Below are 22,266 nucleotides of genomic sequence, written 5' to 3'. Positions count from 1 at the left end.
AAGCCACCCGCCCGGTCGTTCTACAATCCGCTCCCGAATGCCCCCCCGTCCTGGCCGCACCCTCCACGTGTTCCCCGATGCCGGCCGGCGACAGGCCGCGCTGCGGGCCCTGGGGGAGGCGGGCGGCCTGGCGGTGGGCACGCACCTGCTCACCTGGGACGAGCTGCTGCAGGGCCTGGGCGGCGCGCGCGAGCTGAACCGGCGCCCGTGCCCGGCGGTGGCCGCGCGAGCGGTGGTGGCCTCGCTGGGGCAGGCCCTGGGGCCCACTCCGTTCGGCGAGTACGTCCGTGAGCCCGCCTTCGCGCGCGCCGCGCTGGAGGTGGTGCTGGACTTGAAGGCCGGCCGCCTCACCGCGCGCGAGCTGCAGGACGCCGTGGAGGTGCTGCCGGCGGACAGGCAGAAGAGGGGACGGGTGCTCGCCCGCCTGTACCACCTCTACGAGCAGAAGATGGCGGAGCTGGGGCTGGCGGACCGCGAGGACATCATGCGCGGTGCCCGCGAGGCCCTGGGCCGGGGCGCGTGGCCGGTGGGCTGGGAGGGCGTGGGCGCGCTCGTGCTGCATGGCATCTACGACGTGCGGCCCTCCGGACTGGAGCTGCTGCTGGCGCTGGCGGCGGCGTGCGAGTCGCGCCGGGTGACGCTGCGGGTGGAGACGCCGGTGGGCGGCTCGCCGGTGGCGGACGCGGCGCTGGCGTCCCTCTTCCGCGCCTTCGAGAACCGCGGCGAGACGATGCCGCACGTGGACCTCTTCAAGGCGGACGTCACCTTCGAGGGCCGGCCCCTCATCGACCTGGGCCGCCACCTCTTCTCGCCGAACGCCCCGCGCGACGTGCTGAAGGACGCGGTGCCCGCCCTGCGCATGTGGAGCGCGGCCACGGCCCGCGAGGAGGCGCGCCTCGTCGCCCGCGACGTGCGGCGGCTCATCGCCGAGGGGGCCTCGCCCGGGGACATCGTCATCGCCCTGAGGGAGCTGGGGCCGGAGGCCGGGTGGCTCGCGGAGACGCTGGGCGAGCTGGGCGTGCCGGTGCGCCTGCCCTGGGGCGAGCCGCTGGCCCTGGCCGGCCCGGTGCGCCTGGCGTTGGATTTGCCCACGCTGGTGGAGGATGGTTTTCCCGCCGAGCGCGTGGCGGAGCTGGTGGGCAGCCGCTATGCCCCCACGCTGTCACGCGGCGGCCCGGACGCGCCCGCGAGCCTCTTCGCCCTCGCCGCCGTGCGGGATGACCGGCTGGGCGCGCACCGGAACCGTGGCGCGTATGACGTGCGCCTGGACGGGCTGGCCCGGCGGCTGCTCGCGCTCTATGGCGCGCAGAAGAAGGAGGCCGGCAACCGCGTCCACGCCGTGCAGGTGCTGCGCGAGCGCTGCATGCTGCTGGTGGACTTCTGCCGCCGCATCCCCGAGGAGGGCACCGCCGAGGAGCTGCTCACCGCATGGTGGCACGCGGTGGAGCGGCTGGGCCTGGTGGACACCGAAGGGCCGCTGGAGCCGCGCGAGGAAGGCGGCCTGGGGGCCCGGGCGGTGGATGCCCGGGCGCGCGACGAGGCCGCGCGCGAGGCGCTCCGCCAGCGCGTGCAGGGGCTGCTGCGGATGATGAAGGCCGTGGGGGGCGGACCGAAGCTGCGTCGGCGCACCTTCGGCCGGTGGCTGCGCGATGCCATGGCGGACGCCCACCTGCCGCCCCGGGGGCCCCGGAGCGCCGCGGTGGAGGTGCTCGACGTGGCCGAGCTGCCGGGCCGCACCTTCCGCCACCTCTTCCTCGCGGGCATGACGGAGGGCCGCTTCCCCGGGCGGGACGCGCCGTCTCCGCTGCTGGCGGACGCGGAGCGCTCGGCGCTCAACCAGCACCTGGGCCGCGACGTGTTCCGCCTCACGGGCGGCGAGTTCGAGGACCGCGCGGCGTGGCGCCTCACCGAGGACCGGTTGCTGTTCGCCAGCGCGCTGGCCGTCGCCGAGGAGACGGTGAGCCTGTCCTTCGCCATGGAGGCGTCGGGCGGACAGGAGCAGGTGCCCTCCGCGTTCCTGGAGGAGGTGCGCCGGCTCACCGCGCTGAAGTGGACGCCGCGCTCGCTGCCGCCCATTCCGCCGCTGGACGAGGTGCTCACCGAGGCGGAGTTGCGCCGCTGCGTGGCGCTGGAGGCGCTGGCGCAGCCGAAGCTGCGCGTCACCGAGCCGGACGCGGCGGCCCCGCTGCTGCGGCGCCAGTTCGACAAGGAGCTCTGGTACGCGGGCGCGCGCGAGCTGTCGCTGGTGGAGATGGAGCGCCTGTTCTTCTTCGGGGACCCGAACCGGCAGCCGGGGCCGTACTCGGGCTCGGTGGATGCGAACACGCTGCGCGAGTCCCTGCGCGAGACGTTCCGCTTCGACCTCACCCGCCCGCTGTCCGCGTCGGCGCTGGCGCGCTTCGGCAACTGCGGCTTCCAGGGCTTCCTCACGTACGGTCTCAAGGTGGCGGAGCCGGACCAGCCGGGCGAGGAGTTCGACGCGCGCGGGCGCGGCACCTTCTGGCACCAGGTGGTGGAGGAGGTGTTCAAGGCGCTCAAGGAGCATGGCCTGCTGGGCAAGGCGCCGGAGGAAGTCCCGGACGAGGTGCTGGAGGGGGCGCTCAAGACGGCCATCAAGCACTTCGAGAAGTTCCACCACGTGGGCCACCGGGAGCTGTGGAAGCTGGCGCACGAGCGCGCCCGCGCGATGGCCCGGCGCATCCTCGTGGACGAGCGGCGCGGCCTGCCCTTCGAGAAGCTGGTGCCGGAGGGCTTCGAGCTGCAGTTCGGCCCCGCCGCCCAGGATGACAAATGGCGCAACGTCATCCTCCCGATTGGCGGGGACGCCATCGTCTTCGAGGGGAAGATTGACCGGCTCGACATGGCGGGCGGCGACGTGGGCGTCATCGACTACAAGTCAGGGCGGCTGGACAAGCGCGCGCTGAAGGAGAAGCTCCTCACGTCGGACTTCCAGCTCCCGCTGTACCTCTTCGCGGCGCGCGAGAGCGGCCACCGCGAGGCGAAGCAGGCGGCGTGGTTCTCGCTGCGCACCGGCGCCACCATCCACCTGTCCGAGGTCGTCTCCTCACAGGAGGTGGACGAGCTGCTGTCCACGGACCCCGAGGTGCGCGCGCAGGTGGCGGAGAAGAACGGCCTCAACCTGCCCAACGCGGTGGAGTCGCTGGTGAACACCCTGCGCGAGGGCCGGTTCGCCGCGCGGCCCCAGGACTGCGGCACGTGTGGCTTCCGCGCCGTGTGCCGGATTACCGAGCGCCGCATGACGGAGGAGGGCGGATGAGCGGCGGGCCCTCCAAGTTCGCGCTGGAGCGCAATCTCGCCCTGATGGCGGGCGCCGGCGCGGGCAAGACGTACAGCCTGGTGACGATGACGCTGCACCTGCTGGCGGGCGCGCGAGAGGCCGGCGCGGCGGTGCGCCCGTCGCGGCTGTGCATGCTCACCTTCACGGACAAGGCCGCCGCGGAGATGCGCTCGCGCGTGCGCCAGCGCCTGGACGGGCTGGCCCAGGGCGACACGCGGCAGGACCAGGAGGTGGAGCTGCGCGCCTCGCTGGAGCGGCTGGACAAGCCCTTCCCCCTGCCGGACGCGTGGCGGCAGCTCCGCGAGGAGCTGGGCGGCGCCACCGTGGGCACCTTCCACTCGCTCTGCGGGCAGCTGCTGCGCCGCGCGCCTCCGGCGGTGGGCATCGACCCGAACTTCGAGGTGCTGGACGAGCTGGAGGCCTCGAGCCTCGTGCAGGACGTGTGCGAGCGCGTGGTGCTGGACGCGCTGGAGGAAGGCGACGCGCAGGTGCGCGAGCTGTGCCAGGAGCTGGGCTTCTCCGGCTCGGGCTTCTCCGACGGGCTGGTGGCCGCGCTGGTGTCCGTCTACCGCAAGCTGCGCGAGGAGGGGCTGCGTGCCGCCACGGCCGCCGTGGGCGACGCGGCGGAGGCCCGCACGGAGCTGGAGGAGGCGATGGCGGACTGTCTTCGCCTGTGCTCCGAGGCGCGGGGGCTGGATGCGAAGAGCGAGTGGAGCCGGCTGCTGGGTGGGCTGGAGCGCGCTCTCAACGGGATGACGGCGGAGAACTTCGGCACGGGCGAGCGCTTCCCGTGGATGCGGGCCTGCTTCAAGGCGGACGGGCGCAACCACGCGCGGCTGAGCAAGGGCGCCGCGGCCCCCGTGCGCGAGCTGTACTGGCGCGTCTTCGGCAAGAGCGACGGCTCCGTGCCCCGGCTGGACGACGCCTGGGCCGCGTGGCGCACCGCCCCCTTCGAGGCCACCTTCCGCGCGCTGCTGGGGCAGGTGGAGGAGCGCCACGACACCGAGCTGTCCCGGCGCAACGTGTTCGACTTCACGTCGCTGCTGGTGAAGTCGCGAGACTTGCTGCGCGACTTCCCGGAGTTCCGCCGGCAGGTGCAGGAGCGCATCGGCGCGCTGCTGGTGGACGAGTTCCAGGACACCAACCGCCTCCAGCTGGAATTGGTGCTGCTGCTCGCGGAGCGGCGAGAGGACGGGCCGCGCGAGCTGCCGCCGGGTGCGGACGTGGTGACGGCGCTGCCGCTGGAGCCCGCCTTCCTCTGCGCGGTGGGTGACCGCAAGCAGTCCATCTACGAGTTCCGCGGCGCGGACGTCTCCGTCTTCTCCGTGCTGGCGAAGAAGATTGAGGACGAGGGCGGCACGCGCGGCTTCCTCCAGCACAACCGCCGCTCGGTGCCGGGGCTCTTGTCCTTCTTCAACCGCACCTTCGCGGGGGTGCTCGTCGCCGCCGACGCACAGGCGCCACGCCCGTTCGAGGTGGTGTACGTCCCCGAGGAGGACGACCTGTCCGCGGTGCGCCCGTCGCTGACCGAGGCGCCGGTGGTGGAGCGGCTGCAACTGGAGGAGGCGGACACGGCGGCGGACCTGCGCTGGCTGGACGCGGACTCGGTGGCGCGGCGGCTGCGGTGTCTGCTGGCGCCCGGGGCTCCGCCCTCCGTGGAGCGCGAGGACGGAGAGGGGCTGCGCCCGGCGCGCGGCGGCGACGTGGCCATGCTCTTCCGGACCTTCACGCACCTGGAGGTGTACCGGCAGGCGCTCATCCGCCACGGCGTGCCGCACCGGGTGCTGCGCGGGCGCGGCTTCTACGGCGCGCAGGAGGTGCTGGACCTGGCCTCGCTGCTGGCGCTGCTGGCGGACGCGGAGGACTCGCTGGCCTTCGCCGCGGTGCTGCGCTCTCCGCTGGTGGGCTTGTCGGATGCGTCGCTGTTCCTCCTCGCGGGGGACCAGCCCCTGTCGCTGCTGTCGTCGCGGCTGGCGGACTCCCAGGTGCTGGAGTCCCTCCCGGAGCGCGAGCGGCTCCGGCTGGAGCGCTTCCTCGGCGCGCTGCCCGCGCTGCGGCGCGAGCGGGACAGGCTGGGCGTGCGGGAGCTGCTGCTGTCGGCGCTGGACGCAACGGGCTACCGCGAGGCGCTGGCGGGCTCTCCCTACGCGGAGCAGGCGAGCGCCAACGTGGAGAAGCTGCTGTCGCTGGCGTCGCGGCGGGACGAGCGCGGCACGGGCGGGTGTGTGGCCTTCGCGCGCGAGCTGCGCATGCTGGCGGAGAATGACCCCACCGAGGCGCAGGCGGACCTGCTGGACGCGGGAGACCCGCGCGCGGTGCAGCTGCTCACCATCCACCGCGCCAAGGGGCTGGAGTGGCCCATCGTCGTGGTGCCGGCGCTCGGCGGGCGGCGGCGCACCACCAGCGCGCGCGCCCACTTCGAGCGCTCGCACGGCATCTCCCTGCGCCCCTGGGTGCCGGACTCGCTGGACGACGACTACACCTCCAAGCGCTTCGACGCGGTGAGGGCGGAGCTGAAGGCGCGCGAGGACGCCGAGTACCGCCGTCTTCTCTACGTGGCCCTCACCCGCGCCCGGGACATGCTGGTGCTGTCGGGCGGCGCGGAGCCTCGCGCGGGCAAGGACTCGTGGTGGCACCTCATCGACGCGCGCCTGGAGGTGGACGCGGAGCTGCGCGAGCTCGTGGACGATTTGGACGTGGACTCGCTCCCGCCGCCCGCGGACCCGGAGCCACCCGGGCCGGAGGCCATGGCGCGCGCAGGGGCCCGCGTGGAGGCCGCGCTGTTGCGGGTGCGCGGCGCCGAGGCGCGCGAGGCTCCGAGCACGGCGGTGTCGTCCGTGAGCGCGGTGCAGGACTTCCTCGCGTGCCCCCGGCGCTTCCACTACCTGCACCGGCTGGGACTCCGTGGGGCACCGTGGCCCTGGGAGGCGCCACCCCGGGGCGCGCCGCCGCTGGTGGAGCCCGACGGCTGGCTGCCCGCCGAGAGCCCGGAGAGCCTCACCCTGCGCCTGCTGCGAGGTGTGGACCTGCGGCTCGCCGCGGCCCCCGACGTGGAGCCCGCGGAGCGGCGCGCGCACCTGGACGGGCTGCTGCGCGACGCGGGCGTGCTCCCGGACGAAGCGGGCATGGAAGAGGTGCTGGGCACCGTGGAGCGGTTCCTCGGCATGGAGCTGGCGCGGCGCATGGCGGTGTCCCCGTCGCAGGCCATCCACCGGGGGCTGTCCTTCGTTCTTCCACTGGACGGTGGGGCGGCCCTGGAGGGCGAGGTGGACCTCCTCTGGGAGTCACCCGAGGGCGAGGCGGTGGTGCTGTCCCTGAAGTCGGGAGGGCGACACCCGGTGGGCGCGGCGGCGTACACCCACGAGCTGGCCGCGCTGGAGTTGGCGGCGCGGCGGATGGTGCGTGAAGGGGTGCCGGTGCGGGTGGGGGTGGTCTTCCTGGGAGAGCCCCACCCGGAGCCGGAGTGGCTGGCGGGCGCGAAGGGGCTGGAGGAGGCGGCCAGGCGGCTCGCCAGGGCCGTCCAGGCGCTGGCCCGTGGGGAGGTGCGGGGGGACTGGCCCGGGCGAGAGAGGGCGGCCTGCCAGGCCCTGCATTGTGGCTTCTCGGAACACTGTCACCCGGCCCCCCGCGCGTGCTAAGCGGCGGGCACCATGCCGAACGTCGTCGTCATCGGAGCGCAGTGGGGAGATGAGGGTAAGGGCAAGGTCGTCGACCTGCTCACCGAGCACGCGCAGTTGGTCGTCCGTTTCCAGGGCGGCAACAACGCGGGCCATACCCTCGTCGTGGGTGGGCAGAAGACGGTTCTCCACCTGATTCCCTCGGGCATCCTCCACCCGGGCAAGACCTGTGTCATCGGGAACGGAGTGGTGGTGGACCCCGCGGTCCTCGTCGGGGAAATCGACGCGCTCAAGGTGCGCGGCTTCCTCAAGGAGGACTCGCAGCTCCTCATCTCCGACAACGCCCACGTCATCTTCCCGTGGCACAAGCTGCTGGACAGCTTCCGCGAGAAGGCGCTCGGCGGCAGCGCCATCGGCACCACGGGCCGGGGCATCGGCCCCTGCTACGAGGACAAGGTCGCCCGCCGCGGCATCCGCATGCGGGACCTGCTCACCGCGGAGCGGCTGCGCAAGCGCATCGAGGAGCGTCTGCCGCTCGCGCTGGAGGAGCTGAAGGACCTGTGCGCGAAGTCCGACTCCCCGGTGCCGCAGCTCGAGGTGCCCCAGGTGCTGGCCGAGTTCTCCGCCCTGGGCGAGCGGCTCAAGCCCTACGTGCGCGACGCCTCGCTCTTCCTCTCCGAGCAGGTGCGCCGTGGCGCCCGCATCCTCTTCGAGGGCGCGCAGGGCACGCTGCTGGACGTGGACCACGGCACCTACCCCTTCGTCACCTCGTCCAACTGCGTGGCGGGCAACGCCGCGGTGGGCTCGGGCCTGGGCCCCACGGCCATCGACAAGGTGATGGGCATCAGCAAGGCCTACACCACGCGCGTGGGCGGAGGCCCCTTCCCCACGGAGCTGAACGACGCCACCGGCGAGCAGCTGCGCAAGGTGGGTGACGAGTTCGGCGCCACCACCGGCCGCCCCCGCCGCTGCGGCTGGCTGGACGGCGTGGTCCTCCGCTACGCCGCGCGCGTCAACGGCCTGTGGGGCATGGCCCTCACCAAGCTGGACGTGCTCAGCGGCATCAAGCAGCTGAACATCTGCAACGCGTACGAGCTGGACGGCCAGAAGATTACCGAGCTGCCCGGCGACTACGAGGACCTGGCCCGGGTCAAGCCCATCTACGAGGCGCTGCCCGGCTGGGACGAGAAGATTGCCGGCGTGCGCACCTTCGACGAGCTGCCCGAGAACGCCAAGCGCTACGTGCGCCGCGTGGAAGAGGTCAGCGGCGTCCCCGTGGTGTGCGTCTCCGTGGGCGCCGACCGCGGTGAGACGGTGCTCCTGCAGAACCCGTTTCGCAGCTGACCGGGGCGGGCTCGTTCCAGGCCCGCTTCGGGGCGGTTCATCGGCCGGAAGGTGGGCTGACGCGGCCCGCGGTTTCTGCTACGGCTTCCAGTCAGTCACCCCTGGGAGCCGTCATGGTCGTCCTGCGCAGCTTCGTCGTCGCCGTGTCCACGGTGCTTCTCCTGGGCGCCGCGGAGCCGTCCGCCCCGGCCCGGTCCGCCTTCGAGCGCGGCGAGGCTGCGATGTCGGCTGGCAGGGTGGACGAGGCCGCCACGGCCTACCGTGAGGCCCTCGCGGCCACGCCGGGCTACGCCGCCGCGCTCAACGGGCTGGGCAGCGTGCTCTTCCGGCAGGGACAGGTGAGCGAGGCCATTGCCCGCTTCCGCGAGGCCACCCAGGCGGACCCCCAGCTCAAGATGGCGTTCTTCAACCTGGGCTATGCCGCGCGCAAGGCGGGCGACGCCGCCACGGCGGCCCAGGCGTACGAGCGCTACACGCAGCTCGAGCCGAACGACACGGACGGCTACTACGGGCTCGGCGAGAGCTACCGGCAGCTCGGCCAGAAGGACAAGGCGGTTCCCGCGTACCAGGAGTACGTCGCGCGCGAGAAGCGCCCCGGGGAGCAGATCTGGGTGCGCAAGGCCCGTGAGCACCTGACCGCCATGGGCGCCGCGCCGCTGCCGGCCACCACGACTGTCCCTACCTCCGTCGCCGCGGCCCCTGCGCAGCCCGAGGCCCTCCCGAGCGCGGCGGAGTCGCCGGCCGTGTTCCCCGAGTCACGTCCCGCGAGCGCCGGCGGGGTGGCCGATGCGGAGCGCACGCAGAACCCGGCGCTGGCGGCCGCCCGCATCCGGGACGGGCATGCGCTGATGAAGGAGCGCCGCTACCGCGAGGCGGCCTTCGCCTTCCTGGACGCGACACATGCGGACGCCGGCCACGTGGAGGCCCTCTTCAAGCTGGGCAACGCGATGGCGGTGCTCGGCTACTACGGGCAGGCGGTGGAGAAGTGGGAGCGCGCGGCGACGCTCACCGAGGACGCCGCCATCCGCCAGAGCGCGCAGGACAACGTGGCCCGGGCGCGGACGAAGATGTCGCAGGCGGGCGCGTCACCCCAGGCAGCCGGCCAGCTCCCCGGCTCCGGTCCGGTGGCGGACACGACGCGGGCCCAGGCCCGGCGCGCGTACGAGCAGGGCGTGCAGCGCATCGGCAGCCGGGACTACGGCGGCGCACTCACCAGCCTCACCCAGGCCATCCAACTGGAGCCCATGCTGGCGGTGGCCTACACCGCGCGCGGCAGCGCCAACATCGGCCTGCGGCGCTATGCGGAGGCGGCGTCGGACTACCAGTACGCCATGGAGCTGGAGCCCGGGTCGGCCTCGCCCCTGTACGGCCTGGCCGAGTCGTACCGTGCGCTGGGTCGCAACGCGGAGGCCCGGGGGCTCTATGAGCGCTATGCGAGCTCGTCCGCTACTGACGTGCGGTCTCAGCTCCAGGAGGAATCCCGACAGAAGGCCGCGAAGTTGCGTTGAGCGCCGGGCAGGGAGGCAGGGGGGCGGGTGGACCGTGTCAGCTCCAAGCATTAATTTGGAGGCATGACCGGGCGCGACGCGGATGTGGACGGACGGCAGGTCTTCCGACCCCGTAAGGTCCTGGCGGCCTCGATGGCCGTGGCGGGCCTCTTGTGGATAGCGGTGCTGCTGTACCTGTTCCGCTTCGATGAAGTGCCGCTGAAGACCTTCCTCTCGGCGGGGTTCTTCGTCCTCTTCTTCGGTGTCTCGCTCGCGTACTACGCGCGCACGCTCATCGTCGTGGACGCGCGGGGCATCACCTACCGGGGCATGGTCCGCACCCGGCGCTTCTCCTTCTCCGACATCCGCAAGCTGGATGTGATGCCCGGCCCGGTGACGGTCTACGCCATCCGGGGGAAGTGGGGCTTCGTCCACTTCACCAGCTTCTTCCAGCACCACCAGCGGCTCGCCCGGATTCTCGTGGAGCGGGCCGGGCTGGCGCCGATGGCGGGCTGAGCGCCTAGCCACCGCTTGCCAGCGCGTAGGTGACGACGAGCCCGACGAGGGCCGCCACCGCGCCCAGGCCAATCAGCCACCATTCCCCGCGCGCCTTGCGTGGCGGGGGTTGGGCCGCGTCTGGCTGCGTCCCGGAGGCAGAAGCGTCCGCCTGGGGCGGAGGGGTTGGCATCAAGGCGCTTCCGGGCTGTCCCGCCGACTCCGGCTCGGGGGCTGCCCCGGCCTCCGGCGTGGCGGCTTCGGGCGGCGGTGTGGGCTCCGGAGGCGGGGGCGGCGGTTCCTCCATCGGGGCCTGGAAGCGCAGCAGTGAGCGGCCCATTTCGATGACGTCTCCATCCACCAGCGGAGCCCGTCCCTGCACGCGCTGACCATTGAGGTAGACGCCATTGGGGCTGCCCAGGTCCTCCAGTGTGAAGCCGACCTCGCCGTGGAGGATGCGGGCATGGGTCCGGGACACGGCCCTGTCGCGCAGGCGGAGCGCCACCTCGCTTCCCCGGCCCAGCTCCGTACACGGCTCCGCGAGGGCGTGCGTGCGGCCGACGTCCAGGCCGGTGAGGCAGGTGAGGGTGGCCGCCCGGGATGGCGACAGCTCGGCCGCGCCCGTGAGCAGCCCCTTGAGCACGGCCACGGTGCCCACGCCGCGCTCACCCGTGGCTTCCTGGAGCACCCGCAGGCACATCTCCTCCGGCAGGCCGAGCGCCTCTCCCGGCACGACGAGTCGGGGCACGCCGGGCGGGGCGAGGACTCCATTCACCGAGAACGTGCGCGCCGCCTCCACCATGAGGCGCTGGGCTTCGATGCGCAGGGTCAGCAGCTTCGGGGGAAGCCCCTCCAGCCGGATGTGGTCCTCGGAGCCGCCGCCGAGCAGGTGCTGACCCTCGGACAGCTCGAACGGCGTGGTGGTGCCCAGGTGTTCGAATTCGAAGCGCATGCCCCTGGCCGGGAGCAACGCCCGGGCCGGCCTGACGCCCCGGGTTTCGCGGGGTTGCCGGACGGGAGCGTCCACGAGGCGTGCGGGCCGTCCAGGCCCCGGGACGGCCGCCGCCCGCGAGGGCGTGATTCAGGCCGCCCGGTCGACACCGGCGACAGCTGTCCCACCCGCCACCCGGGGCAGCCGTGCTCCCGGGTAGACGGACACCTCCGAGCCATCCGCGACGAAGGCCGAGCCAGGCTTCCCGCGCAGGAACGGCTCGAAGCGCGCGCCGTACAGCCCGCGGACATCACAGTCCAGCTCCACCCCGTCCACCTGCCACACGGACCATCGCGGGTGCTCCACGCGGTACTCCGCGCAACCTCCGTCACGCTGCTGCGTGTAGCCCCAGTAGTGCTCGGTGATGAACTCCTCCTCCGAGCCCGGCGCGCTGGCCTGGGGGGCGCCGCGCGTCTTCGCCGACAGGTGCTGCCAGCGCCCACCGGCCCTCCACGCGTACTCCAGCCGGCCCGGCGTGCCGTGCTCCGCGTCGCGCATCTCCACCGTGTGCCGCATGGGCAGGGCGACGTACGGCTCGTTGTAGAGGACGCGCGCCACGGTGGCGATGGCCAGACGCGGGACGATTTCCTTCACGAACACCACGCCCCGGCGCCAGCCCTCGGGGCCCTGGTGCCGCACGTAGAAGCGCAGGTTGACCTCGTCGAAGTTCTGGTGGAACGGCACGACGAGGCCCTTCACGCGCGTGTCCAGGAAGCGGAAGCCCACCATGCTGGCGAAGGCCTTTCCCTGCCACGTGTCCAGCTCCGTGCCCGAGGGCACCAGGGGCCGCAGCACGTCCGGGTCCACCTCGTAGTTGAGCATCACGAGATACCGCCACGTGGCCGTCAGGAAGGGGCGCATGCCCTTTTCGTAACGCGCGTGGCGGGCGCCCGTCCAACCCGGGCAGGGGCCCCGATTCACCGCACTGATGGAACATAGGTCCTGGGCTCGGCCTCCGGGTGGGCCACCGCGAGCCTTCACGTGCCGACACTCCGCCCATCGCCCGGGGCACGCGCCAGGCGAGCCTTGACGAGCCGACACCCGGCCCATCGTCTGGGAAGCGCGCCAGGCGAGCCGTGACGAGCCGACACTCCGACCCATCTCCCGAGAAGCTCGCTAGGATACCCGGCCCCGATGCGCCTCCCGTCCCGTGTCCTCCTCCTCCTGACGCTCACGTGCCTCGCCGCGGCCTGCCGCGATGAGCAGGCCGGTCCGCCCCATCGCGCACCCCGTCTGCCCGCGCCCACGCAGGCTCGCAGCCTTGACGCCGCGCCCACGGACCTCACCTTCCGCAGCGGCGCCACCTTCGCGGGCGGCGCGGTGGTGTACCTGGGCAGCAAGGTGACGCCGGAGCGCGCCGCGCCCGGCGAGCAGGTGCGCCTGTCCCACTACTTCCATGCGCAGCGTCCCCCGCCCCAGGGCTACGGCTTCTTCGTCCACGTGGTGGATGCCTCCAGCGGGAGCATGCTCTTCAACGCCGACCACGAGTTCCAGGACGGCGCGGCGCCGCTCGCGACGTGGCCCGTGGGCAAGGTCATCGAGGACGTCCACTCCGTGCCCATGCCGAGCGTGCCCGCGCGCGTGGTGCTCGGCTTCTGGCGCGGCGAGGAGCGCCTTCCCGTGGACGATGCGCGCGTCCATGACGGCGCCCAGCGGATGCTCGGGCCGAAGCTCGGTGACGGCGCCGCCGCGGAGCTGCCCGAGTATGTCGTCACCCGCGCGGTGAAGCCTCCCACCCTCGACGGCGTGCTGGACGATGCCGCGTGGAAGGACGCCCGGCCCGTGGTGCTGCGCGGCAGCTTCGACGGACGCCCCGCCCAGCTCCGCACCGAGGCGCGCCTCGTCTACGACGACGCGAATCTGTACGTGGCCTTCGACGTCGAGGACCCGGACCTCTGGGGCACGCTGCGCAACCGCGATGACCCCATCTACGAGCAGGAGGTGGTGGAAATCTTCCTCGACGCCAACGCGGACGGGCGCACGTACAACGAGCTGCAGGTGTCCCCGCACAACGTCATCTTCGACGCGTACTTCCCCGCGCGGCGGCAGGGCATGGACCGCTCCTGGGACTCGGGCATGAAGACGGCGCTGAAGGTCCGCGGCACGCTGGATGACCCGTCGGACCGGGACCAGGGGTGGACGGTGGAGCTCCAGATTCCCTTCGCGCGTCTGGCCGAGGTGCCCCACGTACCGCCCAGGAAGGGCGACCGCTGGCGCTTCAACCTCTACCGGCTGGAGCACCACGGACGCAAATCGGTGGAAGGCCAGGCCTTCTCGCCGCTCTTCATCGGCGACTTCCACGCGCTGCCGCGCTTCGCGTGGTTGACCTTCCAGTGAGGTGAGGGGCGCCGCCCCGCGCCCTACGCGTGCGGGGAGATTTCCCAGTGGGCGTCCGCCACCGAACGCTCGGAGGGATCGCCCAGGAAGCGCAGGAAGCCGCGGAGCTCCAGCGTGTCGATGAGCTCCTCGGCTTCGAGCTCCGAGAAGCTCTTCATGTGCACGAGCACGTCGCGCATGAGCGCCTTGCCGCGCAGGTAGCCAACGGGCTCACCGGGGCCGAGCGTGTTCTTGAGTTCGGCCGTCAACTGCTGGAGATCGAGGTCCTCTGAAATCATCGTCCCAACGGTGCGGATGCCCCTCCCCGACGGCAACCCGGGCCTCCGTTGGCGATGGCTCGCGTGCCAGGAAGGACACCAGCCGGACGTCCTTCCCATCACTCTCCACGGTGACGGCGCCATCCAGGTCTGTCCGCCAGCACTCACTGCCCTGCGCCCGGTAGCGCGCCTCCACCTCCGGATGCGGGAAGCCGTAGCGGTTGCGCCGCCCCACGCAGAAGACGACATGCCGGGGCCGCGTCCGCTCCAGCAGGGCCTCCGTGGAGGACGTGCGCGAGCCATGGTGCGGCGCCTTCACCACCGTCACTGGCCCGAGCCCGTCCACCAGTGTCGCCTCTCCGTCCTCCTCCACGTCGCCCGCGAGCAGCACGGTGACGTCGCCGTGCCGCACCAGCACGGCCACGCTGCGGTCATTCACGCCCTCCAGCAGCTCGCGCTGCTCGGGGCCGGGCGGCCCCAGTACTTCCAGCGTGGCCTCGCCCAGGCGCAGTGGCGAGTGGCCGGCCTGCACCTCCTCCACCCGCGCCTCGCGCGCCGCGGCCACCACCTGCCGCGTCAGCGGGCCGTCGACGTCACCCGCCGGAAGCCATAGTCGCTCCGTGGTCACCTGCGTCAGCGCCGAGGCCAGCCCCAGCGCATGGTCCGGATGCGGATGGGACAGCACGGCCAGGTCCAGCCGGGAGATGCCCTGGTGACGCAGGAAGGGGAGGACGAAGCGGGCCCCGGTGTCCATTCCTCCGGGCACGCCGCCTCCGTCCACCAGCGCATGGTGGCCCCGGGAGCTGAGCACCACCGCGTCCCCCTGGCCCACGGAGAGGAAGGTGACGCGCAGGCCCGGCTCGGGCATCAGCCGGGGCACCAGCACCGCCCCCACGAGCGCCACGGGCGTCAGCCAGCCGCCCCACCTCCAGCGCCCCGTGCCGAGTGACCACGTCAACAGCCCCGCCGCGTACAGCGCCGCCGCCACCCCTCCCAGCTCGGGCACCTCCACCGTGGCCAGGGGCGCGGCGGCGAAGAGGCGGGTGATGGCCAGCAGCAGCTCGGAGGCCCACGCGCCGGCCCATAGCACCGGCGTGGCGAGCACCGGCGCCACCACGAACAGCGCGGCCCCGCCCGCGGCCAGCCCGGTGAGCAGCCCGCAGAGGGGCAGGGCGACGACGTTGGAGACGAGCCCGGCCAGGCTCACCCGTCCGAAGGCCGAGGCCACCACGGGAAGCCCCGCCAGCGTGGCGGCGGCGCTCGCGCTCAAGGTCTGCGCCACCGTCTCGCGAGCCTGCCCCCACAGGCGCCGCACCCGCCGGGGCTCGCGCGGGTCCGGTGGCGCCAGCGGCAGGGCCTGCCTCAGCGCGGGGGACAGGAGCACCAGCCCCAGCACCGCGAGGAACGACAGCCGCAGCGACAGGTCCACCACGCTGGAGGGCGCCCACGCCACCAGCACCACCGCCGCGGCGGCCAGCCCGTTGAGGCCATCCGCGCGCCGCCACAGCGCCAGTCCCAGCAACACCACCGTGGCCATCACCGCCGAGCGCACCGCCGGAGGCTGGTTGCCGGTGAAGAGCACGTAGGCCCAGACGAAGGGCACCGCCGCGGGCGCCGCCACCTGCCGTGCGTCCAGCTTCCGCCACCGGGCCCCCGCGCGCACCAGCCCGCGCCGCAGCAGCGCGAGCGTCATCAGCGCCAGCGCCGCGACATGCAGCCCGCTGACGCTCAGCACATGCGCGAGCCCCGCGCGGGAGAACGCCTCCTCCCACGCGTCGTCCAATTCCGCGCGTTGGCCCGCGGCCAGCGTGAGGAACAGCGCCGCCGCGTCTCGCGAGGGCGCTACCGCGTGCACCGCCACGGCGAGCCGGGCCCGCGTCTCCTCCAGCACGCTCCGCCAGCCCGGGGCAGGGGAGAGCACCAGCAGGCGCCCCGCATCCGTCCCTCCGGTGAACACCACGCCCTGCCGCCGTCGCGCGACGCCGAAGTCCTTCTCGCCCGGGTTGGCGGGAGGCGCGTCCGGCGCGAGCCGCGTCTCCACCCGCACACGCTGCCCGGGCAGCAGCTCCATGACGTCGCCTCGAACCGAAAGGCTCACCCGGAAGCGGGCCGGCTCCAGGGACGCGTCGGGAGCCCCGGCACGGGCCACCGCCACGCGCACCCGGGTGGTGCCGTCGAAGCGCTCCACGCGCTCCGTCTCACCCTCCAGCATCGCCGGGCCGCCCGCCGCGAGCTTCGCCGGTACCTCCACCCGTGCTTCCCAGGAGGCGAGTCCCGCCCCCGTCGCCCAGAGTGCGAGCAGCACGGTGAGGTGGGCACCAGGCAGGCGAGGGAGCGCAAGGCCGAGCGCTCCCAGTAAAGCCCCGCAAACCAGAAATGCCGAGGGAGCGACCGTTGTTGCTGGTGCGCTATGCGCGCCGAGCGTGAGGCTCAGCGCGGGAAAGAATAGAGGCCGCGACCCCAGGTCGCGCCACGCATGACGATCCACCGCCCGACCCCCACCCGCCACCGTCACGCGGGCTCGCACACCCGGCGACACCGCGTACGAAAACCGACAACGTAGTCGGCCGCGTAAGGGGTGGTCAAGGCGTTATCGTTGCCCGTGGATGTGGTTTGTGGTAGTAGTGCCCGGCTGAAAGGCCGGCATCGAGTCTTTCAAGGAGGCAGTTAGTGCAGACCAGCTTCAAGACTGGTGACAAGGCGGTTTATCCGGGCCAGGGCGTCGGCGAGGTGATGGGCATCGAGCACACCGAAGTGGCCGGGCAACGCCAGTCGTTCTACGTGCTGCGCATCCTTGAGAACGGGATGCGGATCATGATCCCGATCAACAAGGTCGGGTCGGTCGGCCTCCGCGAGATCATCAGCGAGGAGGACGTCAAGCAGGTCTACTCCATCCTCAAGGAGAAGGACATCTCGGTCGACTCCACCACGTGGAACCGTCGCTACCGGGAGTACATGGAGAAGATCAAGACGGGCTCCGTCTTCGAGATCGCCGAGGTGCTGCGCGACCTCTACCTCCTGAAGGGTGACAAGGACCTGTCCTTCGGTGAGCGCAAGATGCTGGACACCGCGCGCTCGCTGCTCATCAAGGAGCTGTCGCTGGCCAAGGACTGCACCGAGGAAGAGATCGAGTCGGACCTGAAGAAGATCTTCAACCTCGCCTAGCTGTCGGGCCTCCGCCCAGACTCCCCGCCCCGGGTTCCCTTCATGGGAGCTCGGGGCTTCGTCTTTCCACGCCACGCCATGTCCGGGCCATGAGCGAGCCGCTGTCCACATCGACGGAGCAGGACGAGCGGGACCGCCGCATCGCCGAATTGGAGGCGCGGGCCGCGCGCCGCCGCGTGGGCGTGAAGCCCCTGGCGGCGCTCGTGGCCATTGCCGTGGCCCTGGCGTTGCTGGGCATGCAGCGCCTGGACCTGGCGTACTTCTTCTCCCCGAGGTCTCCGCTGACGCTGGGCACCGAGGGCGCGTACCGGCACGAGGCGCTCGTCTCCAACCGCTACGCGCAGGTGCACGGCATCCCCACGGCGCGGGGCGCCTATGAGCAGGCCGACGGCAACCTCTACGTGCTGGTGGGCCTGCGCGAGTCGCCCTTCGTGGTGCGCCGGGGCGCCCTGTCCGGAGAGCAGTGGACGCCGGGGCGCCCGCCGCCACAGCCGGATCAGCGGCCCTTCGCGGTGCGGGGGCGGCTGCTGTCGGAAGAGGACGCGCCGCGCTACCGCGAGGCGCTCGCGCTGCTGAGGAGCATGGGTGAGCTCCAGCCCCACGAGGGACGGCTGTGGCTGCTCATCGAGGGTGAGCAGCCGGGAGCGGACCGGGGACTCGTGCTGGTGTCCCTGGCGCTGCTCGCCTTCATCGCCCTCAACGCGGTGCTGCTGTTCAAGGGGCTGCGGCGGCGCTGAGGCCACCTCTCACTTCTTGTTGCGCCGCGGCACTTCTGCTTTCGCCGGGGAGGCAGCTCCAGTCCGATTCTTCGCGCCACCGGCCGCCATACGCGGCGTCGAAGCGCCCGCGATGCCGCGCGCCACATCCATCGCGCTAGGGCCGGCGAGGGCTTCCGCGCGGGCCTGGGGCGAGCCGCGCGCCACGTCCCCGGCGCCAGTGGGTGTTTCCAGGCGTGCCTCGGGCGAGCTGGGCGCTACCTCCATGGCGTTGGGGCTGGCGGGTGCTTCCCCGGGGGCCTCGGACGCACGGGTGTCGGCGCCGGCCGGGTTCTCGGAAGCGGTGGCAGCCCCGGGACGCCCGGCCGCGTCGATCACCGGCGTCGACGGGCCCGTGCGCGTCGCGGGCGGAGGAGGAACGCTCCCGGGCCCGTCGTCGCCCCCGAGGCCCAGCGCCACGAAGGTGATGAGGGCCGCCACGGCCGAGCCCAGGGCCGCGGCCGTCAGCGCCACGGCCAGGGTGCGCATGCCCTGCTTCCGTCCCCCGTCGGCCAGGGTGTTGGTGGCGGTGATGGCGGGGACGCCCAGGGCGGGCGTGCCCCCCGGGCCGCGCAGGCGCAGCAGCGCGTTGCCCATGGCGATTTCGTCGCCCGGCATCACCTCCGCCTCGGCGGTGACGCGGGTGCGGTTGAGGAAGGTGCCGTTCTGGCTGCTCAGGTCCTTCACGAAGAAGCGGTCCGCGCGCCGGATGAGCTGCGCGTGGCGCCGGCTGATGGACGGGTGCTGCAGCCGCAGGTCCGACGAGGACGAGCGCCCCATCACCAGCGGCCCCTGCTTCACGGGCACGAGCTGGCCGACGCCGGGCCCTCGCTCGACGTACAGGAAGGCGGGCGGGTGGCCCGGGTCCGAGTACTCGTGGCCCCAGTCGAACCGGGGGGGCAGCTCCTTGTCGTTGCTGCCGCGCTCGCCGCCCTGCCGCCGGCTGCGGCGCGAGCCCGCCGGGTACTGGGGCACGCGCTGCGGCCTCGGGTCGTCAGCCCTCAGGGGGTCTACTTCGTCATCATCGAAGGGCAGCTCCACGTCGGAGTCCTTCGGCGCCTGCGTGCCCGGCGGACGGGGCGGGCGGGGCGGGCGCTTGGGATTGGGTGGAGCCATGCGGCCATTCTCCCTGATTGCGGGCGGCGAAGAGGGTTCTCCGTCCTCAGGCGTCCGAAGTTTCGCGGCGCCAGTGAACTGTAGTGCTCAGCGACCCGTCGCCCCTCGCGAATTCCCGGTGAGTGCTGGCCTGTGTGGGGACCGGGATCCTAAAGTGTCGGCCACACCCACGACTACGGACACAGGAGGATTGCTTCAAGTGACCCCGCCATCCATCCGGCTCTTCAACACGATGACCATGCAGAAGGAGCTGCTGGAGCCTGCCATCCCTGGCGAGGTGGGGGTCTATGTCTGTGGTCCTACGACCTATAGCTACATCCACATTGGAAACGCGCGCACCTTCACCTCGTTCGACGTGGTGGTCCGCTACCTCCGTCACCGGGGGCTGAAGGTCCGGTACGTCCGCAACTACACGGACGTGGACGACAAGATCATCAAGGCCGCCCAGGAGACGGGCGAGGCCCCGGTGGCGCTGGCGGCCCGCTATGTGGAGATCTTCCGCGAGGACGCGCGGGCGCTGCACCTGCTGGAGCCGGACGTCTCGCCCAAGGTGAGCGACCACATCCCCGAAATCCTCGGCATCATCCAGAAGCTGGTGGACAACGGGCACGCGTACGCCTCGCACGGCGACGTGTACTTCTCCGTCAGCAGTGACGCGGACTACGCGAAGCTGTCCAAGCGGAACCTGGACGAGCTGTGCGCTGGCGACCGCGTGCATCCGGGCGAGCAGAAGCGCGAGCCGCTGGACTTCGCGCTGTGGAAGGGCGCCAAGCCGGGTGAGCCCGCCTGGGAGAGTCCCTGGGGACCGGGCCGGCCGGGCTGGCACATCGAGTGCTCCGCCATGAGCGCGCGCTACCTGGGCGAGACGTTCGACATCCACGGCGGCGCGCTGGACCTCATCTTCCCCCACCACGAGAACGAGATTGCCCAGAGCGAGTCCGCCAGCGGCAAGCCGTTCGCGAAGTATTGGATGCACTGCGGCTTCCTGGACCTGGAAGGCGCGAAGATGTCCAAGTCGCTGGGCAACGTGGTGCGCCTGCGCGACGCCCTGGCCAAGGTGGACGCGGAGGCCCTGCGCTTCTTCTTCCTCTCCACGCACTACCGCCACCCGCTCAACTTCGCCGACAAGGCGCTGGCGGATGCGGAGGCGCGCATGGAGTACTTCTACGAGACGCTGCGCAAGGTGGACGAGCGCGTGGCGGGCAAGGACTTCGGCAAGGGGCCGCTCCACGGTGAGCCGCACAAGCTGTTCGCCGAGTTCGAGTCTGCCATGGACGACGACTTCAACACCGCGGGCGCCCTGGGCGTCCTGTCCGGCCTCTTCGTGCTGATGAACGAGCTGGTGGACAAGCCGCCGGTCAAGGACAAGGCGCTGGTGGGCCGCACGCTCCAGGCGCTGCGTGAGGACGTGCGCCGGGTGTCCGGAATCCTGGGCCTCTTCGAGGACGAAGCGGGCCAGTGGCTGCTGCGCCGTCGCGACAGGGCGGTGCTCGAGCGGGGCATCGACGTGGCGGAGGTGGAGCGCCTGCTCGGCGAGCGTGCCGCCGCCCGCGCCGCGAAGGACTTCGCCGCGGCCGACCGCGTGCGTGGCGCGCTGAAGGACCGGGGCGTGGAAATCATGGACACGCCTGCCGGCACGACGTGGAAGGTGGCCGCGTCCCACGGCTGACGCGGCTGCTGCATGCTCCCGGAGCTTCGTGTTAGGGCTCCGGGCACCATGAAGCGCCTGGTGTCCCTGCTCCTCGCCCTCGTTGCCGTCCCCGCGCTCGCGCAGCGCACGCCGCTCGTCACCCCCGCGGAGAAGTCCGCCTCCGGGGCCATCGTCCCGGACGTGCTGCGCGCACACGTGCGCTTCCTCGCTCACGACCTGCTGGAGGGCCGTGGCCCCGGCACGCGGGGAGACGCGCTCGGGCAGGCGTACATCGCCTCGCAGCTCGAGGCGCTCGGGATGAAGCCCGCGGCCGCGGATGGCTCGTACTTCCAGCGGTTCGACCTGGTGGGCATCACCAGCCACCCGAAGGGCATGACGTTCCGCGCGCCCCAGGGCACGGCGGAGCTGAAGTTCCACGAGGACTTCATCGCCGTGTCCGGCGTGCAGGCGCCCGAGGCGAAGCTGGAGGAGTCCGAGCTCGTCTTCGTCGGCTACGGCATCCAGGCGCCCGAGTACGAGTGGGACGACTTCAAGGGGATGGACCTGCGCGGCAAGACGCTGCTCATCCTCAACAACGACCCCGAGGACGACCCCAAGCTCTTCGCGGGCCGCACGCGGCTCTGGTACGGCCGCTGGGATTACAAGTACGAGCAGGCGGCGAAGGTGGGCGCGGCCGGCGCCATCATCCTCCACACCACGCCCAGCGCGGGCTACCCGTGGCAGGTGGTGCAGACGTCGTGGACGGGCGAGCAGTTCGAGCTGCCCGCCGCCGAGGGCCCCCGCATGCAGGTGAAGGCGTGGACCACGGAGGCCGCCACGCGCCGGGTGCTCCAACTCGCGGGCAAGGAGCTGGACGCGCTCCAGGCCGCGGCGCGCAAGCGGGACTTCCAGCCGGTGCCGCTCGGGGTGAAGGTGTCCGCGCGCTTCACCAGCGAGGTGCGCCGCCGGCCCACCGCCAACGTGCTGGCGATGCTGCCCGGAAGCGACGCGAAGCTGGCCCGCGAGGTGGTGCTGTACAGCGCACACCACGACCACCTGGGCATGAAGCAGGGGAAGGAGGAGGGCGAGGACACCATCTACAACGGCGCCCTGGACAACGCGGCGGGCGTGGCGGCCATGCTGGCGGTGGCGAAGGCCTTCCGCGAGCTGCCCCAACCGCCGCGCCGCTCCATCCTCTTCGCCGCCGTGGCCGCCGAGGAGCAGGGCCTGCTGGGCTCGCAGTACCTCGCCGAGCACCCGCCGGTGCCGGCCGGCCTCGTGGCCGCCAACATCAACATCGACGGCGCGAACATCCACGGCCGCACCCGGGACCTCACCGTCATCGGCCTGGGCAAGTCCAGCCTGGACGCCATCATCACCGGCCTGGCGAAGACGCAGGGGCGGGTGGTGAAGGCGGACCAGCTCTCCGACCGGGGCTTCTTCTACCGCTCGGACCAGTTCAACTTCGCGAAGCAGGGCATCCCCGCCGCCTACTTCGGCAGCGGCATGGACTTCGTGGGGCGGCCGGAAGGCTGGGGCAAGCAGCAGCGCGAGGCGTGGGAGGCGAAGCACTACCACCAGCCCTCCGACGAGCTGCGCCCGGAGTGGGACTTCTCCGGCGCCGTGGAGGACGTCCGCCTCTTCTTCCTCCTCGGCGCCCACGTCGCGCGCACTCCGGAGCTGCCGCGCTGGAACAAGGGCGACGAGTTCGAGGCCGCCCGCCTGGAGGCCCTGGAGGCGCTGAAGGAGGGCGCGTCGAAGTAGACACGCGCTC

15 protein-coding genes are annotated in these 22,266 nt (G+C 72.4%); 10 read left to right on the top strand and 5 right to left on the bottom strand.

Going from position 1 to position 22,266, the window contains the following annotated elements; translation table 11 throughout:
• The first annotated feature begins 37 nt into the window (after positions 1 to 37).
• The 5 genes from G4D85_RS29285 (at position 38) to G4D85_RS29265 (ending at position 10,262) form a co-directional block, all read left to right on the top strand.
• Positions 38 to 3,277 carry a PD-(D/E)XK nuclease family protein gene (locus G4D85_RS29285; RefSeq protein ID WP_164017307.1) on the top strand — a complete coding sequence of 1,080 codons (3,240 nt, stop codon included), beginning with the start codon at positions 38 to 40 and terminating at the stop codon, positions 3,275 to 3,277.
• A complete protein-coding gene (locus tag G4D85_RS29280) occupies positions 3,274 to 6,936 on the top strand; it encodes a UvrD-helicase domain-containing protein (RefSeq protein WP_164017306.1) in 3,663 nt (1,220 codons plus the stop codon). Before G4D85_RS29285 ends, G4D85_RS29280 begins: the two co-directional genes overlap by 4 nt.
• A gap of 12 nt (positions 6,937 to 6,948) precedes the next feature.
• Positions 6,949 to 8,259 (top strand): adenylosuccinate synthase, encoded by a 1,311-nt coding sequence (locus G4D85_RS29275; RefSeq protein WP_164017305.1) that lies wholly within the window; start codon positions 6,949 to 6,951, stop codon positions 8,257 to 8,259.
• Positions 8,260 to 8,372: 113 nt separating this feature from the next.
• Positions 8,373 to 9,767 carry a tetratricopeptide repeat protein gene (locus tag G4D85_RS29270; protein WP_164017304.1) on the top strand — a complete coding sequence of 465 codons (1,395 nt, stop codon included), beginning with the start codon at positions 8,373 to 8,375 and terminating at the stop codon, positions 9,765 to 9,767.
• A 63-nt stretch (positions 9,768 to 9,830) separates the two neighbouring features.
• Entirely contained in the window at positions 9,831 to 10,262 is a 432-nt protein-coding gene (locus G4D85_RS29265) for a PH domain-containing protein (protein ID WP_164017303.1), read from the top strand.
• A 4-nt stretch (positions 10,263 to 10,266) separates the two neighbouring features.
• Here the strand turns inward: G4D85_RS29265 and G4D85_RS29260 are convergent, their stop codons facing one another.
• Positions 10,267 to 11,193 carry an FHA domain-containing protein gene (locus G4D85_RS29260; RefSeq protein WP_164017302.1) on the bottom strand — a complete coding sequence of 309 codons (927 nt, stop codon included), beginning with the start codon at positions 11,191 to 11,193 and terminating at the stop codon, positions 10,267 to 10,269.
• Between the two features lie 129 nt (positions 11,194 to 11,322).
• Entirely contained in the window at positions 11,323 to 12,093 is a 771-nt protein-coding gene (locus G4D85_RS29255; RefSeq protein WP_164017301.1) for a YqjF family protein, read from the bottom strand.
• 273 nt (positions 12,094 to 12,366) lie between these two features.
• Between G4D85_RS29255 and G4D85_RS29250 the strand changes: the two genes are divergently transcribed.
• Complete coding sequence (locus G4D85_RS29250) at positions 12,367 to 13,569, top strand: carbohydrate-binding family 9-like protein (protein WP_164017300.1); 1,203 nt, start codon at positions 12,367 to 12,369, stop codon at positions 13,567 to 13,569.
• A gap of 23 nt (positions 13,570 to 13,592) precedes the next feature.
• Here the strand turns inward: G4D85_RS29250 and G4D85_RS29245 are convergent, their stop codons facing one another.
• Entirely contained in the window at positions 13,593 to 13,847 is a 255-nt protein-coding gene (locus G4D85_RS29245) for a hypothetical protein (protein ID WP_164017299.1), read from the bottom strand.
• A complete protein-coding gene (locus G4D85_RS29240) occupies positions 13,780 to 16,314 on the bottom strand; it encodes a DNA internalization-related competence protein ComEC/Rec2 (RefSeq protein ID WP_164017298.1) in 2,535 nt (844 codons plus the stop codon). The genes G4D85_RS29245 and G4D85_RS29240 overlap by 68 nt, the downstream gene beginning before the upstream one ends.
• Before the next feature lie 182 nt (positions 16,315 to 16,496).
• Here G4D85_RS29240 and G4D85_RS29235 point away from each other — a divergent pair, with 182 nt between their 5' ends.
• Positions 16,497 to 16,991, top strand: coding sequence for a CarD family transcriptional regulator (locus G4D85_RS29235; protein WP_047859039.1), 495 nt, complete (start codon positions 16,497 to 16,499; stop codon positions 16,989 to 16,991).
• A gap of 89 nt (positions 16,992 to 17,080) precedes the next feature.
• The gene (locus tag G4D85_RS29230; RefSeq protein ID WP_164017297.1) at positions 17,081 to 17,728 is read left to right on the top strand and encodes a hypothetical protein; all 648 of its coding nucleotides are present in this window, start codon (positions 17,081 to 17,083) and stop codon (positions 17,726 to 17,728) included.
• Between the two features lie 9 nt (positions 17,729 to 17,737).
• On the opposite strand, the gene G4D85_RS29225 is transcribed toward G4D85_RS29230, so the two are convergent.
• On the bottom strand, positions 17,738 to 18,862 hold the full coding sequence (locus tag G4D85_RS29225; protein WP_164017296.1) for an FHA domain-containing protein: 1,125 nt from the start codon (positions 18,860 to 18,862) through the stop codon (positions 17,738 to 17,740).
• Positions 18,863 to 19,061: 199 nt separating this feature from the next.
• On the opposite strand from G4D85_RS29225, the gene cysS reads away from it, so the two are divergent.
• Complete coding sequence (cysS, locus tag G4D85_RS29220) at positions 19,062 to 20,531, top strand: cysteine--tRNA ligase (RefSeq protein ID WP_164017295.1); 1,470 nt, start codon at positions 19,062 to 19,064, stop codon at positions 20,529 to 20,531.
• Positions 20,532 to 20,579: 48 nt separating this feature from the next.
• The gene (locus G4D85_RS29215) at positions 20,580 to 22,256 is read left to right on the top strand and encodes a M28 family metallopeptidase (protein ID WP_164017294.1); all 1,677 of its coding nucleotides are present in this window, start codon (positions 20,580 to 20,582) and stop codon (positions 22,254 to 22,256) included.
• Positions 22,257 to 22,266: the final 10 nt, after the last annotated feature.

The organism is Pyxidicoccus trucidator, assembly GCF_010894435.1.
Lineage (GTDB): Bacteria > Myxococcota > Myxococcia > Myxococcales > Myxococcaceae > Myxococcus > Myxococcus trucidator.
This window is presented reverse-complemented; position numbering and strand designations above follow the sequence as displayed.

What these genes read in the sequence shown, in the direction of transcription:
- G4D85_RS29285 (WP_164017307.1), top strand. Translation starts at nt 38, where the DNA reads ATGCCCCCCCGTCCTGGCCGCACCCTCCACGTGTTCCCCGATGCCGGC.
- G4D85_RS29280 (WP_164017306.1), top strand. Translation starts at nt 3,274, where the DNA reads ATGAGCGGCGGGCCCTCCAAGTTCGCGCTGGAGCGCAATCTCGCCCTG.
- G4D85_RS29275 (WP_164017305.1), top strand. Translation starts at nt 6,949, where the DNA reads ATGCCGAACGTCGTCGTCATCGGAGCGCAGTGGGGAGATGAGGGTAAG.
- G4D85_RS29270 (WP_164017304.1), top strand. Translation starts at nt 8,373, where the DNA reads ATGGTCGTCCTGCGCAGCTTCGTCGTCGCCGTGTCCACGGTGCTTCTC.
- G4D85_RS29265 (WP_164017303.1), top strand. Translation starts at nt 9,831, where the DNA reads ATGACCGGGCGCGACGCGGATGTGGACGGACGGCAGGTCTTCCGACCC.
- G4D85_RS29260 (WP_164017302.1), bottom strand. Translation starts at nt 11,193, where the DNA reads ATGCGCTTCGAATTCGAACACCTGGGCACCACCACGCCGTTCGAGCTG.
- G4D85_RS29255 (WP_164017301.1), bottom strand. Translation starts at nt 12,093, where the DNA reads ATGCGCCCCTTCCTGACGGCCACGTGGCGGTATCTCGTGATGCTCAAC.
- G4D85_RS29250 (WP_164017300.1), top strand. Translation starts at nt 12,367, where the DNA reads ATGCGCCTCCCGTCCCGTGTCCTCCTCCTCCTGACGCTCACGTGCCTC.
- G4D85_RS29245 (WP_164017299.1), bottom strand. Translation starts at nt 13,847, where the DNA reads ATGATTTCAGAGGACCTCGATCTCCAGCAGTTGACGGCCGAACTCAAG.
- G4D85_RS29230 (WP_164017297.1), top strand. Translation starts at nt 17,081, where the DNA reads ATGAGCGAGCCGCTGTCCACATCGACGGAGCAGGACGAGCGGGACCGC.
- G4D85_RS29225 (WP_164017296.1), bottom strand. Translation starts at nt 18,862, where the DNA reads ATGGCTCCACCCAATCCCAAGCGCCCGCCCCGCCCGCCCCGTCCGCCG.
- G4D85_RS29215 (WP_164017294.1), top strand. Translation starts at nt 20,580, where the DNA reads ATGAAGCGCCTGGTGTCCCTGCTCCTCGCCCTCGTTGCCGTCCCCGCG.